The 16,801-nt window shown below is 47.6% G+C and carries 17 protein-coding genes; 8 read left to right on the top strand and 9 right to left on the bottom strand.

What is annotated here, in order from left to right; genetic code table 11:
* Positions 1-93 precede the first annotated feature (93 nt).
* On the top strand, positions 94-1,548 hold the full coding sequence (gene thiI, locus AC0J20_RS17905) for a tRNA uracil 4-sulfurtransferase ThiI (protein WP_473022763.1): 1,455 nt from the start codon (positions 94-96) through the stop codon (positions 1,546-1,548).
* Between the two features lie 7 nt (positions 1,549-1,555).
* Here thiI and AC0J20_RS17900 read toward each other — a convergent pair whose 3' ends face one another.
* From AC0J20_RS17900 to AC0J20_RS17890, 3 genes are read right to left on the bottom strand one after another with little or no spacing between them, the layout of a single operon-like run.
* The gene (locus AC0J20_RS17900) at positions 1,556-2,431 is read right to left on the bottom strand and encodes a ketopantoate reductase family protein (protein ID WP_473022762.1); all 876 of its coding nucleotides are present in this window, start codon (positions 2,429-2,431) and stop codon (positions 1,556-1,558) included.
* Positions 2,424-3,155 carry a TIGR01621 family pseudouridine synthase gene (locus tag AC0J20_RS17895; protein WP_473022761.1) on the bottom strand — a complete coding sequence of 244 codons (732 nt, stop codon included), beginning with the start codon at positions 3,153-3,155 and terminating at the stop codon, positions 2,424-2,426. Before AC0J20_RS17895 ends, AC0J20_RS17900 begins: the two co-directional genes overlap by 8 nt.
* A gap of 10 nt (positions 3,156-3,165) precedes the next feature.
* Positions 3,166-3,741 carry an Hpt domain-containing protein gene (locus AC0J20_RS17890; RefSeq protein ID WP_473022760.1) on the bottom strand — a complete coding sequence of 192 codons (576 nt, stop codon included), beginning with the start codon at positions 3,739-3,741 and terminating at the stop codon, positions 3,166-3,168.
* Between the two features lie 234 nt (positions 3,742-3,975).
* Between AC0J20_RS17890 and AC0J20_RS17885 the strand changes: the two genes are divergently transcribed.
* The 3 genes from AC0J20_RS17885 (at position 3,976) to AC0J20_RS17875 (ending at position 9,403) form a co-directional block, all read left to right on the top strand.
* Positions 3,976-6,849: a M16 family metallopeptidase gene (locus AC0J20_RS17885; RefSeq protein ID WP_473022759.1), complete on the top strand. Its 2,874-nt coding sequence runs from the start codon at positions 3,976-3,978 to the stop codon at positions 6,847-6,849.
* 209 nt (positions 6,850-7,058) lie between these two features.
* Complete coding sequence (gshA, locus tag AC0J20_RS17880; protein WP_473022758.1) at positions 7,059-8,639, top strand: glutamate--cysteine ligase; 1,581 nt, start codon at positions 7,059-7,061, stop codon at positions 8,637-8,639.
* A 155-nt stretch (positions 8,640-8,794) separates the two neighbouring features.
* A complete protein-coding gene (locus tag AC0J20_RS17875) occupies positions 8,795-9,403 on the top strand; it encodes a transglycosylase SLT domain-containing protein (protein ID WP_229529639.1) in 609 nt (202 codons plus the stop codon).
* Between the two features lie 377 nt (positions 9,404-9,780).
* On the opposite strand, the gene smrB is transcribed toward AC0J20_RS17875, so the two are convergent.
* A complete protein-coding gene (gene smrB / locus AC0J20_RS17870; protein ID WP_229529243.1) occupies positions 9,781-10,353 on the bottom strand; it encodes an endonuclease SmrB in 573 nt (190 codons plus the stop codon).
* 150 nt (positions 10,354-10,503) lie between these two features.
* On the opposite strand from smrB, the gene prmB reads away from it, so the two are divergent.
* Genes prmB through AC0J20_RS17855 form a run of 3 tightly spaced genes read left to right on the top strand, consistent with a single transcriptional unit; the run spans position 10,504 to position 13,749 of the window.
* Entirely contained in the window at positions 10,504-11,448 is a 945-nt protein-coding gene (gene prmB, locus AC0J20_RS17865; RefSeq protein ID WP_473022757.1) for a 50S ribosomal protein L3 N(5)-glutamine methyltransferase, read from the top strand.
* Positions 11,448-12,551 (top strand): chorismate synthase, encoded by a 1,104-nt coding sequence (aroC, locus tag AC0J20_RS17860; protein WP_473022756.1) that lies wholly within the window; start codon positions 11,448-11,450, stop codon positions 12,549-12,551. The genes prmB and aroC overlap by 1 nt, the downstream gene beginning before the upstream one ends.
* Positions 12,505-13,749, top strand: coding sequence for an MFS transporter (locus AC0J20_RS17855; RefSeq protein ID WP_473022755.1), 1,245 nt, complete (start codon positions 12,505-12,507; stop codon positions 13,747-13,749). The genes aroC and AC0J20_RS17855 overlap by 47 nt, the downstream gene beginning before the upstream one ends.
* Here AC0J20_RS17855 and AC0J20_RS17850 read toward each other — a convergent pair.
* On the bottom strand, positions 13,746-14,918 hold the full coding sequence (locus AC0J20_RS17850; RefSeq protein ID WP_473022754.1) for a retropepsin-like aspartic protease family protein: 1,173 nt from the start codon (positions 14,916-14,918) through the stop codon (positions 13,746-13,748). The two genes, AC0J20_RS17855 and AC0J20_RS17850, sit on opposite strands and share 4 nt — an antisense overlap.
* A 137-nt stretch (positions 14,919-15,055) precedes the next feature.
* Between AC0J20_RS17850 and AC0J20_RS17845 the strand changes: the two genes are divergently transcribed.
* The gene (locus AC0J20_RS17845) at positions 15,056-15,301 is read left to right on the top strand and encodes a Rho-binding antiterminator (protein WP_473022753.1); all 246 of its coding nucleotides are present in this window, start codon (positions 15,056-15,058) and stop codon (positions 15,299-15,301) included.
* A gap of 136 nt (positions 15,302-15,437) precedes the next feature.
* Here the strand turns inward: AC0J20_RS17845 and AC0J20_RS17840 are convergent, their stop codons facing one another.
* Genes AC0J20_RS17840 through AC0J20_RS17825 form a run of 4 tightly spaced genes read right to left on the bottom strand, consistent with a single transcriptional unit; the run spans position 15,438 to position 16,777 of the window.
* Positions 15,438-15,806 carry a cupin domain-containing protein gene (locus tag AC0J20_RS17840; protein WP_229529237.1) on the bottom strand — a complete coding sequence of 123 codons (369 nt, stop codon included), beginning with the start codon at positions 15,804-15,806 and terminating at the stop codon, positions 15,438-15,440.
* A gap of 21 nt (positions 15,807-15,827) precedes the next feature.
* Positions 15,828-16,127, bottom strand: coding sequence for a hypothetical protein (locus AC0J20_RS17835; protein ID WP_229529236.1), 300 nt, complete (start codon positions 16,125-16,127; stop codon positions 15,828-15,830).
* Positions 16,124-16,528: a hypothetical protein gene (locus tag AC0J20_RS17830; protein ID WP_473022752.1), complete on the bottom strand. Its 405-nt coding sequence runs from the start codon at positions 16,526-16,528 to the stop codon at positions 16,124-16,126. The genes AC0J20_RS17835 and AC0J20_RS17830 overlap by 4 nt, the downstream gene beginning before the upstream one ends.
* A gap of 45 nt (positions 16,529-16,573) precedes the next feature.
* Positions 16,574-16,777, bottom strand: coding sequence for a tautomerase family protein (locus AC0J20_RS17825; RefSeq protein WP_229529234.1), 204 nt, complete (start codon positions 16,775-16,777; stop codon positions 16,574-16,576).
* Positions 16,778-16,801: the final 24 nt, after the last annotated feature.

The following is a 16,801-nucleotide window of genomic DNA, read 5'->3' as shown; positions in this document are numbered from 1 at the left end:
GCCAATCAACGGGTTTTCCGGGACCGGACAATATAAGGTTTACTGGGATTGCGATGAGAGTATAATCGGCGCTTTTTTCGGCCGGAGAGAGACGTGAGATTCCTGGTAAAGCTACATCCTGAGATCACCATCAAAAGTAAAGATGTGCGAAAGCGCTTTATTCGTTTACTGGAATCCAATATACGTCTAATCCTCGGACAAAACCACATTCCCTGTGCGATTCAGAATCAGTGGGATAAAATTCTGGTCAATATCAAATCGGATGCCGCCCGCTTTGGTGAACGGGCAGAATACCTGTTGGCCCGGATACCCGGTATTGACCAATGTCTGGTGGTTCAGGAATCTGAATATACCGATATGGATGACATTTACCAGCAGGTAAAAGCGGTTTGGCAGCATCAATTAAAAGGCAAGACCTTTGCCGTGCGGGTGAAACGCAAAGGCGATCAGCCTTTCTCCTCAACGGAAGTGGCAGCTTACGTTGGTGGCGGAATCAATCAGTTTTGTGAAACCGGCGGCGTCAAATTAAAGCACCCGGATGTCACCATTAACCTGGAAATCGATCGCAACAAACTCATTCTGGTAGAACGCAAATTTAAGGGCCTTGGCGGTATGCCATTGCCCAGCCAGGAAGATGTATTGTCACTGATGTCCGGCGGATTCGATTCCGGTGTTGCCAGTTACCAGATGATACGGCGCGGTGCGAAAACGCATTTTTGTTTTTTTAACCTGGGTGGCAGAGAGCATGAAATTGGCGTGCGGGAAGTCAGCCATTATTTGTGGAAAAACTACAGCCCATCTCATCGGGTAAAATTTATTGCGGTGGACTTTGAACCCATTGTTGCTGATATTCTGCAGAATGTGGAAAACGGCTACATGGGGGTGGTTTTAAAACGCATGATGCTAAGAGCAGCCAGCATTGTGGCCGATAATTTGCAAATCAATGGTCTGGTAACCGGTGAGTGTCTGGGTCAGGTATCCAGTCAAACGTTAAGTAATTTGTATGTCATTGATCAGGCCACCAGTAAACTGGTAGTGCGGCCGCTGATTTGTTCAGATAAAAGCGACATCATCGATGTTGCCCGTAAAATCGGTACCGAAGATTTTGCCAAATCTATGCCGGAATACTGTGGTGTAATCTCCATCAAACCCAATGTCAGAGCGCCTCTGGACAAGGTTTTGGAAGAAGAAACCAAATGTGATCTAAGCTTGATTGACAAGGTGGTTGCCGACGCGAATGTTGAAGATATTAAAAATCTGGGTGAAAAAAGTGAGCAACAAATCGTTGCTGTTGAATCCAGTAATCAGCTGGCCCCCGGCGACGTGTTGCTGGATATTCGCGCCCCTGCTGAGCGAGATCACAACCCTCTGCAAATCGAACACTGCAGCATGGCACACATTCCTTTTTACAAGTTGTCGTCAGAGTACAGTGAGCTGGACCAGACAAATACCTATTACCTCTACTGCGATCGCGGTGTGATGAGCAAAATGCAGGCGTTGGTGTTAAAAGAACGTGGCTTTGACAACGTGAAAGTTTATCGGCCCTGATTATTGCCTATACAGATTCCAGTTGTCGGATCTGAGCATACAACGCCTGGTGTGCCGTCAGGGTGATACCGTGGTTGGCCGCTACCTGCAGCAAGTAGCCATTGATGTAATCAATTTCCGTTGGACGTTTAAAATGTATGTCCTGATGCATGGATGAATAGTTTTCGGCAGTCATTGCAATGACCTGGCTCACATTGTGCTCTAAATCGGATTTTTCGAATATTAGCTTTTCTGCCTGAGCAACAAGCAGAAACTCGTCCAGTAGTTGCGCAATAAGTTGCTGATAGTGTGGCGATTGTAAGCCACCGTTTGCAATATTATGGATCGCGGTCAGCGGATTGATAACACAGTTGATTGCCAGTTTATTCCACAGCGGGATGCGAATATCTCGATGCCATTCACATGGGGATAACAACCGGTTGAACAGCGCTTCAGTTTCTTGTTTAATCTTATCGCCAGGCGTTCGCAACCAGCCAGCCTGACTGTCTCCATACCCGGTTTCCAGTACGGTATTCTGTTGCTTTTTGGCTGCCCGGTTGGTGGTGAGTCTTACCAACGGATTGTCGGGGAAAGCATTCAGAGCCAGCGTTTCTGTGCCAATACCATTGTGCAACAGTGCTATGCAACAGCTTGTGGGAATATGTTCAGCAAACTCATCTAACGCCGGGGCTATTTGCCAGGCTTTCAGGGGCAAAATCAAGATATCGGGAGCCTGACCTTTTCCCTGCTGGAACTGGTGCTGTTTTCCGTCTTTCATTGTGATAGACAAAGGTGTAGTCACCGCGTCTCGCCACCACATTTGAAAAGCAATATTCTGTTCGATGCATCTGGCAGCCAGCAAGGTGCCTATTGCTCCACGCCCCACAATGGTCAGATTAAGCACCGCTGCCACCGCCGATACGTTTGAGTTTGCTGTCGGGCCAGCTGAAGTGTTCCGCAACCGGTGAGATAGCGCTGACTTTGTGTAAAAATTCAGGAGTCTGGAAGTGTTCTCCCGAATCGGGCAAACAGTGAAAGTGGAAATCTTCGCCGCTCAGTGAAAAACCGATTTGCCAGGCGTGCAGGTAGGTTCGGTCTGCTTGCAGGCCGCCGTAGTGACTGTCGCCCAATATTGTACTGCCTAAACTATTGAGTACCACCCGCAATTGATGGGTTTGTCCGGTGTAGGGCTTTAAAACTTGCAGGCGCAGCCCATTGCCAATGCCCGTATCATAAAAGTGGGTTACGGAAGGGTTTACCTGACTTCGCGTTAGTGTCCATTTGCCTGAGCGGACTTTCTTTAAATCGCCAATGACCGAGCCCTGGCGTTTTTTCGGGCGTTTATCACACAAGGCAAGATAATACTTGGTAATTTCACGTCGCTCGAACTGTGCCCCTAACTGACTGGCAGTGGGTTTATTGCGGGCAACAATCAAACAACCCGAGGTGACCTGATCCAAACGGTGCACCAGCCACAGCGAATCAGTATCTAATTGGGCTTTTAACAAGGTCATCAGGCCGTTGATGTCACCTTGCTGATGCACAGATATCCCGGCGGGTTTGTGAACGATAAAAAAATCCCGGTGTTCAGCTAACATCGGGATTTCAGCATTGACTAAATGTGACACAAAATCAGCATCAATTATTTAATAACTCAATGGCGGTAGGGTAGTCCAGGTCACTGATTGCCTGCGTTAATTCGGCTTGTTTGGCGGTGTCTATGCCCGCATCGGCCATTAGCCGGGCCAGCTTTTCGGCATCGATGAACTCAAAGTTCTCTAACAAGCTTTGTAGTTCCGCTTTGGCGTCATTGTCTGTGGCGCTGCCGGAGTCTGCTGCCGGAGCCTCATCGGTGTCTATAGGGTCACCTGACTTAAATCTTTCCAGAGCTGCAAATGTGTCAGTCATCACCGTGGAAAACTCCGCCAAACAGGCATCAAAATTCGCGTCAGAAGCTTTGAACATTTCCTCCAGGTCTTTGCTGGCGTGATGCAGTTTCCACAACCCCAGATTACCTGCCACACCTTTGATAGTGTGTGCTTTGGCCTTGCCGGTTGCCATATCCTGCTGCTGAATAGCGTCACTCAACTCCTGGCTGACGGATGCGTAATCTGAACTAAATCGATCTAACATTTTGATCAGCAACTCTCTGTTGCCGCTTAATTGGTTTAACCCAAACTCGGTGTCAAATAATGTGTTTTTGTCCTGATTCATAAAACGCCTCTGCAGAAATCCGTGCTGTCCAATTTCGTCATTTTTGAGCTTTGTGACGAAAATTGCAACCTGTTTAGTTGTTTGCTGCACCGCAAACCGGCATTGCCACGCCATCCATATTGAACCCGGTGAGATTATTGTCGACGCCTAAACGCAGAGAATGTTACATATTGGCGGTTCTCAGCTACCGTGACAGATGTCATTATTAGCAGTAGTAAATATAAGGATTGATGAATGTCGTTGAAATACACCCCGTTATTGGTACTAACTGTACTGTTTCTGGCAGCCTGTCAACACGCAGGCTCTTACCGTTCACAACAAGCCCCGCAAGATGCCATACCCGCCGGCATCTCATTGCTCGCAGACAACAGCGAGGTTTCAGGGGATTACCGCATTCCCTACAAGAAATTCCAGCTTGATAATGGCTTAATTGTATTGTTGCATCAGGACGCTTCAGATCCGTTGGTTCATGTGGATGTCACCTATCATGTGGGGTCTTCACGGGAAGCGCCAGGAAAGTCCGGTTTTGCTCATTTCTTCGAACATATGATGTTTCAGGGGTCGGAAAACGTTGCGGATGAACAACACTTTGAGCTGATCACCGAAGCCGGTGGTGATATGAATGGCACCACCAATTCCGATCGCACCAATTACTATCAAACAGTGCCGGCTAATCAACTGGAAAAGGTACTCTGGTTAGAAGCAGACCGCATGGGATTTTTGCTAAACGCCGTTACCCAGCAAAAATTCGAAGTACAGCGTGAAACGGTTAAAAATGAACGGGCTCAACGGGTGGATAACCAGCCTTATGGGTTGCGCTCGGAAAAAATAGCCGAGGCACTTTATCCCGCGCAGCATCCTTACAATTGGCCGGTGATTGGTTACATCGAAGATCTGAATCGCGTTGATGTGAATGATCTCAAAGCTTTCTTTCAGCGTTGGTATGGTCCCAATAATGCGGTTTTGAGCATTGGTGGCGACATAGATGAAGCGCAGGTTCTGAGTTGGGTCAGTAAATACTTTGGCAGTATTCCCCGTGGGCAGGAAGTGGAAAAGCTCGCTAAGATGCCGGTGACATTGCAGGAAGAACGCTATGTAACCATTGAAGACGATGTGCACTTGCCACTACTACAAATGACCTTTCCCACTGTGCATGTGCGCCATGAAGATGAAGCCCCACTGGATGTGCTGTCAGATATTCTGGGGGGCGGTAAAACCTCGCTGTTTTACAAAAATCTGGTTAAAGGCGGTTGGGCTGTACATGCCGGGGTAGGGCACCCATGTCGGGAACTGGCCTGTGAATTTGAATTGATTGCCTTACCTAACCCACAACGCGTGGCGTCGTTAGCTGAATTGCAAAAGATCATGCAGGACACTTTACTGGAGTTTGAGCAGCGCGGTGTCAGTCAGGACGATCTGCAGCGCACTAAAGCCGCCATCAAATCCGGCACTGTGTTCGGGTTGCAAAGTGTCGCTGGTAAAGTCAGCACTCTGGCGTCCAATCAGATCTTTGAGAATGAGCCTGACATGGTGGCATACGATCTGGAGCGATATAGTCAGGTAACTGAAGAAGATGTGATGCGGGTATATCGGCAGTATCTGAAAAATAAAGCCAGTGTGATTTTAAGTATTGTTCCCCGTGGGCAAATTGCAATGCAGGCCAGTGTGCCATCGTTTGAACCCGGAGCCCGGGAAATTGCCCAACCGTCTGCCTCTGAATTTAGTGCAGCCAAAGCCCCCAAAGATGACTTTGACCGCGCTATTGTGCCGCGACCTGGCCCAAATCCCGCTGTTAAGGTACCAGATTTCTGGCAATCCACGCTGGCCAACGGCATCAGTCTGATGGCGCATGAATCGCATGAAACACCTACGCTGACCCTGGTACTCAATCTGGAAGGTGGCCCGCTTTTGGACCCAATTGATAAAGCCGGACTGGCCAGTGTTACCGCGATGATGATGTCAGAAGCGACGCAAAACTTCAGTAATGAAGATATGGCCAATGAATTAGCAAAACTGGGCAGTAGTATCAGCTTTTCAGCGGGTGGCCGGTTTACTTCTGTAGTGGTTAATAGTTTGCAGGAAAACGTCCCGGCAACGCTGGCATTGCTGGAGGAAAAGCTTTTTCGTCCGGCCTTTAACGAAGATGATTTTCAGCGTCTTCAGGCACGCTTAATACAGTCTTTACAGCAGGCAGATAAAAATCCCGAAACACTGGCTGCCAAAGCGGTTTCGAAAGTACTTTACGGTGAAAATAATCGCATTAGTTTGCCCGACAGCGGCACAGTTACTACCATCAGCAATATTACTCTGGCGGATGTGCAGCAGTTTTACCAGCAATATTACAATGGCCACATGGCCAGTGTGGTTGCGGTAGGCAGCCTGGCGAAAAAGTCTTTGTTAGCGAGTTTGCAGTTTTTGGCCGGGTGGCGCACTGAGCCTTATCAAATTCCGGATTATGAGCCTTTCCCTGGATTACAGGACAAAGCGGTTTATCTGGTCAATGATCCTGACGCGGCACAATCAATTGTGTCCATTGTTAAGCCGTTCCTGGCCTATGATGCCACAGGCGAACACTTTAAAACTAACCTGATGAACTTTCCGCTGGGAGGCATGTTTAACAGTCGTATTAATCTTAACCTCAGAGAAGATAAAGGTTACACCTACGGCGCCCGCAGCGCTTTTGCCGGAGGTAAAACTCTTGGCCAGTTTAAGGCCGGTGGGGCAATTAACAAGGAACACACAGTCGCGGCACTGGAGGAATTGTTTGCCGAAATCGACACGTATCGACACAACGGGATGACCGGGTCCGAATTGCAATTCTTGCGTCGTGCCTATACCCAGGGCGACGCGCTAAAGTATGAAACTCCGGGCAGCAAGGCGGGTTTTTTACGACATATGTCGGTGTATGGACTGGATAAATCCTACCCTGAGCAGCAAAATAACATTATCGCCAGTATCTCTTTGCAGGAACTCAATGCTCTTGCAGATAAACATCTGGACAGCGATAGTATGCAGGTGGTGCTGGTGGCTGATGTCGCCACCCTGGGCGAACAAATTACGCAGTGGGCCAAAACCCGAAACAGAAAAATCATACATCTGGAAATTTAATTACGGGTATACATATCCTTGTATTGGGGTGGAACTGATGCCCGGGCCTGTGGCATTGCGCTGCCAGTGACGTTTCTGTTTTATAACGAAATGTGCCGGGCAATGAATAACAGGCCCTGGTAAGCCCTTGAAATAACCGATATGCTCCGCATATCAGGTTTGCCGTAGAAAAGCCGCAATGATACGCGGTGAGATTATAGGAACTGGTTTTGCAGAGCACAGATAAAGCATTTTTTAAACGGTTAACAATTTTACAGCAGCCGCATGTAGCATCCACGTTGAGAGATATTCAGCATGGTATTGAACGGGAGAGTCTGCGCATCAATGCTGATGGCAGTCTTGCCACCAGTGATCACCCTGCAACATTGGGCTCAGCGTTAACCCACCATTTCATTACAACGGATTTTTCAGAATCGTTAATGGAATTTATCACGCCACCGGAACGCGATACCTATAAAACCCTGGAGCAATTGCAAGACATCCATAAGTTTGTAGTACAGAACATTGGTGATGAAATGCTCTGGCCTATGAGTATGCCTTGCTTTATCAAAAACGAAGATGAAATTCGTCTTGCCTACTACGGCGAATCCAATGTCGGGCGAATGAAGACACTTTATCGTCAGGGGCTGAAAAATCGCTACGGCAGCATGATGCAGGCCATTGCCGGGGTTCATTTTAATTTTTCTATGCCTTGTCATTTCTGGACCCCCTATTTGTCTGAAGCCATGGGGCAAAGCTGTACTCAGGAAAATATTTCTGCGGCGTACCTTGGGATGGTGCGCAATTATCGTCGTATTTGCTGGTTGATCCCTTATTTGTATGGTTCCTCGCCGGCACTGTGTGGATCGTTTTTAGCCGGTAAGCATTCAGCATTGCCGTTTGAGCAAATTGGCAAAGGCTCAGTGTATCTCAAAGGAGCGACATCGCTGCGCATGAGTGATCTGGGTTATACCAACAACGCCCAGTCGGGCTTACAGATTTGTTATAACGAACTGGATGAATATGTTGCCTCGTTGCGCAAAGCTATTCAAACCCCCTCTGCGAAATTTGAAAAATTCAGTGGCAAACTGAACGGCAAGTTTCAGCAATTGAACAGCAATGTCTTGCAGATAGAAAATGAGCTTTATTCACCTATCCGACCGAAGCAGCCCACGTGCAGTTTGGAAAAACCAACAGATGCCCTGCGGGACCGCGGTATCAGTTATATTGAAGTGAGAGCGTTAGACGTCAATCCCTTCTCTCCGGTTGGTGTTGAAGCGCAACAATTGCACTTTTTAGACGTGTTCTTATTGCATTGTTTATTGCGACCCAGTGCGCCGTTTGCGGACGGTGATTTCGAGGAGTCCGAAGCGAATATTAAAGTGGCCGTGGAAACCGGGCGTAGTCCACAAGCGACCCTGAGCCGTGAAGGTCAGCCTGTGTTATTACGTGACTGGGCGAAACAACTGGTAGCTGAGATGCAACCAATCGCCGAGTTACTGGATAGCGTTAACCGTTGTAAAGATTATACCCAGGCTTTAGCGGCAGAAATGGAAAAGATTCTGGAGCCAGATCTGACGTTATCGGGGCGCATTCTGACTCTGCTCAGAGACGATAAAATGGATAATGGTGATTTAGCCATACATCTGGCACAGCAACATAAACAGACCCTGAAAGATACACCTTATAAGGTTCATGACGATGAGTTTTTCCGTCAGCAGGCGGTGTTATCGGATCAGGCGCGTGCCAAAATAGAAGCCAATGACAAGGTGGATTTTGATACCTTTATGCAGCAACAGTTTGGTGTATAACGGATACAGAGGATATTTTCCGGAACTAAACGCAAAAAAAAACGCCTGACAGCAAGGTCAGGCGTAAGTTACTTCCAGGGAAAACACAATAACTAGAACACACATGAATTAGGACGTCGTAAGTGAGCAAAAAGTTCCTGAAAGATGCAAAAAAAATTAAAAAAAATTTTATTGTGTTCCTGATTACACTTTTGTGTGTGGCCTGCAGCACAACACCGCCGAAAAACAAAAATGACCTGTGTAAGATCTTCGAAGAGAAAGACGACTGGTATGACGCCGCCGTCGACATGAAGGAAAAGTGGGGCGTACCCATTCACGTTCCCATGGCCATGATGTATCAGGAAAGCTCTTTTCGGGATGATGCCAGGCCGCCCCGTGACTATGTCTTTTTTGGGTTGATCCCATGGGGCAGGGTCAGCTCTGCGTACGGCTATTCACAGGCAAAAACGCCCACCTGGGCTGACTATATTCGCGAAACAGGCAACTCCGGCGCAGACCGTGATGATTTTGAAGACGCCATTGATTTTATGGGTTGGTTTATCAGTAAAACTTATAAAATCAACGGTATATCCAAGTGGGATGCGTATGCCCAATATCTTAATTACCACGAAGGATGGGGGGGATATAAACGCAAATCCTATCTGAAAAAAGCCTGGTTGGTGGATGTCTCAAAGAAGGTTAAAGCACGTTCGTTGCGCTATGCAAAACAACTTAAGAGTTGTGAAGAGGAATTAAACAGCGGCTGGTTCTTTGGCATTTTTTAATCGTTAGGGGGGGGGATACAAATTGGTGTGAGAGCATGAATGCTTATATCTTGAGCATAATGTTTTGAAACCAGGTTCGTAAATATCAAGTTAAAGCCAGACTGACTATTTTTGGCTTCGGTTAAGTCGAAAATTGTCAGAAGTGCTGACCCCGGCGTTTATGTTTTTGCGCGTCAGGGGCTGCGGGGGATTCTTAAGGGGTCACTTCACAGCAGCCCGGTCACCTTAAGGCGCCGTCGGCGCCCCGACAATGATTGCAATCAAATGATAGTGGTTGATTGAAATTTCTGTATCGAAATAAATTTCGACTTACCAAAATAATTCATTAACGGCCTGCAGGCAGGTTAAAAAGCGCATTAGTGCAAAGCCAAACTCTATTATCTGGACCGCCACTCACCGGATTCCTGATCCTGAACATCCAGTAAAATTAACAGAGCGCCTTTACCGCCCCATTCCAGTGGCGCCTGGTGAAACCCCAATACATCCGGGTGTTGTACTAACCAGTTGGGTATTTGCTGCTTTAACACCCGACTGCCTATGCCATGTACGATACACACACAATAATGATGATATTTTTTAGCGGTGTGAATAAATTCGGCAATCTCCCATTTGGCATCTTCTTTATTGTAACCGTGTAAATCCAGAGTCAGATCCGGCGGATATTCGCCGCGACGTAGTCGCTTTACCTCACCGGATAAGGTTTTCGAGCGGGAGAACTTAACCGGTTGGGCGGGATCAAACCAGGCTTCATAGCCGTCGGAAAATTGAAAACTGGCCCGCACCCGACGCTGTTCCAGGCTACTACGCTGTTGTTTTTGTTTAGCGCGGCTAACGGGCGTTGGTTTGGTCTGATGAACCACTTTGTCCTGGGCTAATGGCGCAATGCCTTGTACCGCCTGCTGGAATAATTGCCAGTCATCGTTATCGGTTTTTTTGCCGGGTTTATGCATTGCTGTCAGCTTAATGGGGTTTGCTTGTTAATAGTTTCGCTAGTTTACCAAAATCAAGCGGATTTTTGGTGTCGGTTGTGCAATTAACTTCGGCTTCTCAGTGAAACTGGGGTAAACTTCAGGTTTTTCCAATAGCGACTGGGAGTAGATGTGTCAGGCGAATATCAATTAACAGAGCAGCACATTAATGAAGTTCAACAGGATCTGAAAACCGTTTTGGATTTTGCCCGCTGGACGATGACCCAATTCAATCTGGCCAACATTTATTTTGGTCATGGTACTGATAACGCCTGGGATGAGTCTCTGAGCCTGATTGCGCAGGTTTTACAGTTGCCGCAACCTTTGCATCATGACTTCTTTAATGCCCGTTTAACGGCCTCTGAGAAATTACAGGTAATGGACCTGGTCAAGATCCGTATTGAAAAGCGCATCCCTTTGGCCTATCTGACGCATCAGGCCTGGTTTGCCGGACTACCGTTTTACGTTGATGAACGGGTACTGGTACCTCGCTCACCGTTTGCCGAATTGTTAGCAAATGGGTTTAGTTCCTGGTACGAAACTGCACCGCAAAACATTCTGGATATGTGTACCGGTAGCGCCTGTATCGCAATCGCAGCGGCCTATGTATTCCCTGAGGCATCTGTAGACGCCGTGGACATCAGCGAAGATGCGCTGGAAGTCGCGGAGATCAACATTCAGGAACATCAGCTGAGTGAACGCGTTTTTCCTATTCAGTCGGATTTGTTCAGCAACCTGCAAGGACAGGAATACGACTTAATTATTTGTAATCCTCCCTACGTAGACGCTGAAGATATGTCAGATCTGCCGGAAGAGTTCCATCACGAACCAGAGTTGGGCCTGGCCGCGGGTAATTTTGGTCTGGATTTGGTGGACAACATCCTTAAAACTGCTGCACAACACCTAAGTCATAACGGTTGGTTATTTGTCGAAGTGGGTAATTCTCTGGTACATATTCCCGCAGTCTATCCTGATTTACCTTTGCATTGGGTTAACCTGGAGCAAGGGGGAGACGGGATTTTTGCCATTAACAAAGCAAGTTTAGAAGCCTGGAATAACGGAGAAAAGAGCGAATAATGTCGGGAAATACCTTTGGAAAATTATTTACAGTCAGTACTTTTGGCGAAAGTCACGGCATAGCCATTGGCGGAGTAGTGGATGGTTGCCCTCCGGGCCTGGAACTCAGTGAAGCTGATTTACAGCCCGATCTGGATCGTCGCAAACCCGGTACATCCCGCTATACAACGGCTCGTCGAGAAGAAGATGAAGTGCAGATCCTGTCTGGCGTTTTTGAAGGTAAAACCACCGGGACATCCATTGGCTTACTGATAAAAAATACCGATCAGCGCTCAAAAGATTATTCCAAAATCAAAGATATTTTCCGACCTGGCCACGCTGATTACACCTATCAGCACAAATACGGCGCCCGGGATTACCGTGGGGGTGGGCGTTCATCAGCCCGCGAGACTGCGGTCAGAGTGGCTGCCGGTGGTATTGCCAAAAAGTACCTCAGGCAGGTACACAATATTGAAATCTATGGTTATTTGTCGCAGTTAGGGCCGGTTAAAATAGACTCAGTTGACAAAGAAATTATCAACGATAATCCGTTTTTCTGTCCTGATGCCAGCAAGCTGGAAGCGCTGGACAGTTACATGCGGGATCTGAAAAAAGAAGGCGATTCCGTTGGTGCTAAGGTGTCCGTTGTGGCCAGTAATGTGCCGGTCGGGCTGGGTGAGCCGGTATTCGATCGCATTGACGCAGAAATTGCCCATGCATTGATGGGCATCAACGCGGTTAAAGGCGTCGAAATCGGTGACGGGTTTGACGTGGTGACGCAAAAAGGCAGCGAGCATCGCGACACTTTAACACCCAAAGGTTTTACCTCGAATCGTTCCGGTGGCGTGTTAGGTGGCATCTCCACCGGTCAGGACATCGTCGCTCATATGGCGCTAAAACCGACCTCCAGCATCAGCGTACCTGGTGAAACGATTGATGTTCAGGGGCAAAGTGCAGAAATTATCACAAAGGGGCGCCACGATCCGTGTGTAGGTATCAGAGCTGTTCCTATTGCAGAGGCCATGTTGGCACTGGTGTTGATGGATCATCTGCTGCGCCATCGCGCGCAAAATGCCCATGTGCACTGCACCACGCCTGCAATACCAGGACAGGCATCTGAATAATCCACCGTCAGCGCACTCAGCCACCAGAGCCACAGGGCAAAATTTGCTGTTGTTGGCTCTGACTTACTTTTGTTATTTCGGCTATTTTGGCGTTACCGTTCCCTTTCTCGGTGTATTTCTCGATGGTCGTGGTTTTACTTCTGTGCAAATTGGCGAGCTCATTGCCGTAATCACGTTTGTGCGTATTTTGGGACCCAATCTGTGGGCTATCATTGCTGATAAATCCGGGAAAACCCTGCGAGTGATGCAGGCGGGCTGCCTGATAACGCTGCTGAGTTACTTGTTGTTGTTTAAGGTACAGGATTTCTGGGGCATAAGTTTAGCTTTTGGATTAGTGATGATGTTCTGGACAGCCATCGCACCGCAAATGGAAACCATCACCTTAAACGCCGTGGAAGGAGATGCGAAGCGCTACAGCAATATTCGCCTGTGGGGCAGCGTCGGATTTATTGTTGCCTCAATTGTGGCCGGCATCTTCGTAGATCACAGTGGCTCAGAAAGCATACTGTTACTGAATACAGTAATACTGACAGGGTTGTTTGTGATGAGCCTGCTTATCCGGGACGGTAAAAGCAACATAGTATCGGAACAGGTTACCCGCTCCATCTGGCAGGCTGCTCTGCACCCTGCGTTTGTCATCTTTATTGTCGCCTCCGTGTTATTACAACTGAGCTTTGCGCCATACTATGGATTTTTTGCGCTGTATATGCGGGATATGGGCTATGACGCGCAGCAAATTGGCTGGCTAGTATCGTTAGGGGTTGCTGCTGAAGTCATCATCTTTTTGTTGGCCGGTAAACTGATCAATCGCATGGGGGTTAAATACACCCTGATATTTTGTCTGTTGATCACCGGATTGCGCTGGTGGGCGCTGGCGCTGTTCGCAGACCAACCGGTTATTTTACTGTTAAGTCAGTGTATTCATGCCTTTAGTTTTGGATTGGCACATGCCGCTGCCATGCAGTTTATTCATCATCATTTTGGTGAGAACCAAAAAAGCCGTGGCCAGGCGATTTATGTCAGTGTGTCTTTTGGGCTCGGCGGTTCTTTAGGCAGTTACCTGGCTGGTCACTTGTGGCAACAAGGCACTGGCGCCGGGCTGACTTTTTTCATCGCTGCCGCCGCATCGGTGTTCGGAGCATTGTTATTAGGGCTGGTAAAGTCAGCGGATATGCGCAGGTCAACAGCGCCCGGCTAAGAAGAGCGGGCAAACAGATGCAGGCTGTTTTCATCCTGGTCGATTAAAAACCGAAACGCCCGTAAAAAATTCATGCCTAACAAGCCATCGGCTTGCAACTCTTCCAGCGGCAGCACCACCATTGCAATGTTGCTAACCCGATTGCCTTCGATACTCAAGCTTTTGAAACGGTAAACCGGAGCCCGCACCCGGCCATTGGCGGTATTTACTGAATACCTGCCAAGGTACTCTGTATCCAGGCTGTGATTTATCGCGCGAAACAATTCCCGGCTGATCACCGTGGTCGATGCGCCGGTATCTATCATCAATACGGCTTCGAACCGGTCCTGAATGAGTGTGCGAACCAGGTAGTGGTCTCCAATCTTATCCAAAGCGATGCCGCTGTCAGTGGTGCTGGCCACTTCTTCTTTGGCTAATTGCTTGTCTCTGAACTGTCGCAACCGGGCTATTTCGGCATCTTGTTGAGGTAAATAGGACAGAACGTTTTCCATTAAACTAAATTGTCCTGATTGCGCATAGGCATAGGCAAGGTTAACCAGAATTTCACGGTTGTTCTGATCATAGGCCATCAGGGTTTCCAGCGATGTGGCTAAAATATCCCAGGCGCCTACTTCGGCAAGCTGAGTCATCATGGCATTCAGGTCTTGCTTAATCTTACCGGCGATAAGCCCCTCAAGGTGTTCATTGATATCGCTCTGGAGCAGGGTATAAAGGCTTACCAGCAGATCAGTCGGGGCTTCGTTGTGTTGGTTGTTGAGAATTTCCAGATACAGAAACTCGCTGTCATAGGGCCAAAGTTTGAGGTAATCCTGAATAAACAGGCTGTAGGGGTGCGTAGATTCACTGGATTGTGACTGCCTAATCGCCGAATGGATACGTTCAAACCATTGCTGTTTGATTTGCTCAGCCTGCTCGGGAGACGTCTGCGCTAACGTTTCATACAGGGACAGGACAGTATCAAAATCAAATTCGCTGAATGCAATTTCCAATGGTGAAGGCGCGTTAATGGTTTGCGGTACGCTTCGGGGCGCGGACAGATCAGCGCGTTGAGTTTTATATTCACTCTGCTCCTGACTAAAATCGCCCAGCGTGAGTTGTGCAAAGAAATATACGTTTAACGCAATGGACAGGGCCAGTAGTCCACTTAGCAGAACAACAACAAGTCTCACGATTGGGGCATTAATTTAGTCAATAATAGGCTAATGTTAGCGCTATTCTTGTCAGAAGAACAATATCTTATGCTGTTATTTTTGCCGTAGTTGTCCGGTCTTTCATTGAGACGCGAAGCAATCAAAGGAATTTAATCATGTTGAAATGCGATTTACACGACTATCTGGAAATCATTTGCATGTTTCATTATAGCGTTAAGGTTATAACCAAAAAGGGCGCCAGCCACTCAGGTCTTGCAGAGGATGTTTTGCTATCAGATAAACGACAGGAAGTACTGCGCATTAAAACGGTAGATCAAGATCAGATTGAAGTTGTTACAGAAGAGATTGAGGAAATTCAGGTTATTACTCCAAATGCCCGATTTCAGACGGTGCGCTTTTAATCTGAAGTAAACGTTCGCATCCTTGCGTAAAGCACTCCATCGCTTTCCCTTCTTGAATTCCTGAGAAGATGGCAACAATGTTAACGCCAGTGGCGTTTTAAACAAGTGGAAAAAATGATAGCTGGTTCACAATTTACTACTTATTAGCAGGTTTAGCAGGAAAGCGATCACCATGACTTGGCGGGGTAGACGTGACTGTAAAAATCAGTGCTTCATCCTGTTGATTGCTGAGTTGGTGCGGAATTCCGGCGCTGATATGCATACCCTGTTGGGGGGCGAGGGTATACACGGTGTTATCTACTTCCAGGGTTGCAATGCCCGACACTACAAAAAAGAATTGTTCTGCATGTCGATGGAAGTGACGCTGCTCACCAGCGCCCGGTGGGACGCGTTCCTGAATCACACTGAGCTGTTGGGTTTTTACCAGATGCCACCCATCACATACGTCACCCCAGCGATAGTGTTCGGCATTCGCCATGGAAATCGGCTTGCTTTTAGTCGTCACCTGATGCGCTTGCCTGTAGTGCTATTGTTCATTTGGGAGATAGAGCCTTTCAGTGGCCTTTGCTAATTGCGCTGAAGGTAAATACTGGTCGGAAATCGTCATGATGGCGTGCAAGTTGTTTCTCAGTTTATCCTGCGATAACGCTTGCGGTGACATTGCCGTTTGCAGCAAATGCAGAGCCATATCTGCCAGTAACAAGCGCTGTTTTTCAGGCCAACTGGCATCGCCTTTTTTGGCTTGATGCTCAAGGTAGGCTTTTTCTACTGCTTCATGCAGCTCCCAGCTTGTGTCAATAATGTGTTGTTTTTGTTCAGGTGTCATTGTTTTTTCCGCCAGACTTCGTATTCTACCCGCACTGCGTCTTCCCATCGTGATGTGCGCCAGTAGTCGCCTTCCAGTTCGTAATCGAAAACATATTGTTGGCCTTTAGGAGCCTGGTAAGAGGTAAAAATCGGTGTTTCAATGTACTGAGTGCCAGTATCTTCAAAGGTGCCCGTTCCCGATCCCCAAAACGTTTCTCCGGACAAGGTAACAAAGCTAAAGTGCTGTTGATTTATGATTTTGATGGCCTTGAGGTTGAGTTCACTATAGGCCACCAGTTTACCCTTGTGATCCCGGTATTCACCGGACACCAGCTCCCAAACACCCTCTAAATGTGTAGCGTAACAGGTGCCGGTGACAAATAGCGTAATAACTGTGATTATTGATTTTAAACAGTGCAAAAGCGCTCTCCTGAGTGCTGCTTTATAGTTGTGTTGCATCAAGGATTAATCAGTTTGAGTCTTTTTCCAGTCATCGGTGAGCATACCGGCATAACCCCAGTCCTGCTCGTCAATTTCCTGAATAACCACGTGGGTGTATTCTGGCTTTTTGCCCAACACCCGGTTCAGCGACGCAGTGATATCTTTCACCAGTTCAGCTTTTTGAGCTCTGCTGGCTCCTTTCGTGATTTGTACATTTACGTATGGCATAAGCGATGTTCCTTTATAATCAGT

The organism is Planctobacterium sp. R6 (genome assembly GCF_055755215.1).
The sequence above is the reverse complement of the archived record's forward strand: the minus strand, read 5'-3'. Positions and strand labels throughout refer to the sequence as shown.

Bases quoted from the DNA above. Each gene is read 5' to 3' on its own strand.
- AC0J20_RS17890 (WP_473022760.1), bottom strand. From the start codon at position 3,741: ATGAATCAGGACAAAAACACATTATTTGACACCGAGTTTGGGTTAAAC.
- AC0J20_RS17885 (WP_473022759.1), top strand. From the start codon at position 3,976: ATGTCGTTGAAATACACCCCGTTATTGGTACTAACTGTACTGTTTCTG.
- smrB (WP_229529243.1), bottom strand. From the start codon at position 10,353: ATGCATAAACCCGGCAAAAAAACCGATAACGATGACTGGCAATTATTC.
- aroC (WP_473022756.1), top strand. From the start codon at position 11,448: ATGTCGGGAAATACCTTTGGAAAATTATTTACAGTCAGTACTTTTGGC.
- AC0J20_RS17855 (WP_473022755.1), top strand. From the start codon at position 12,505: ATGTGCACTGCACCACGCCTGCAATACCAGGACAGGCATCTGAATAAT.
- AC0J20_RS17845 (WP_473022753.1), top strand. From the start codon at position 15,056: ATGTTGAAATGCGATTTACACGACTATCTGGAAATCATTTGCATGTTT.
- AC0J20_RS17835 (WP_229529236.1), bottom strand. From the start codon at position 16,127: ATGACACCTGAACAAAAACAACACATTATTGACACAAGCTGGGAGCTG.
- AC0J20_RS17825 (WP_229529234.1), bottom strand. From the start codon at position 16,777: ATGCCATACGTAAATGTACAAATCACGAAAGGAGCCAGCAGAGCTCAA.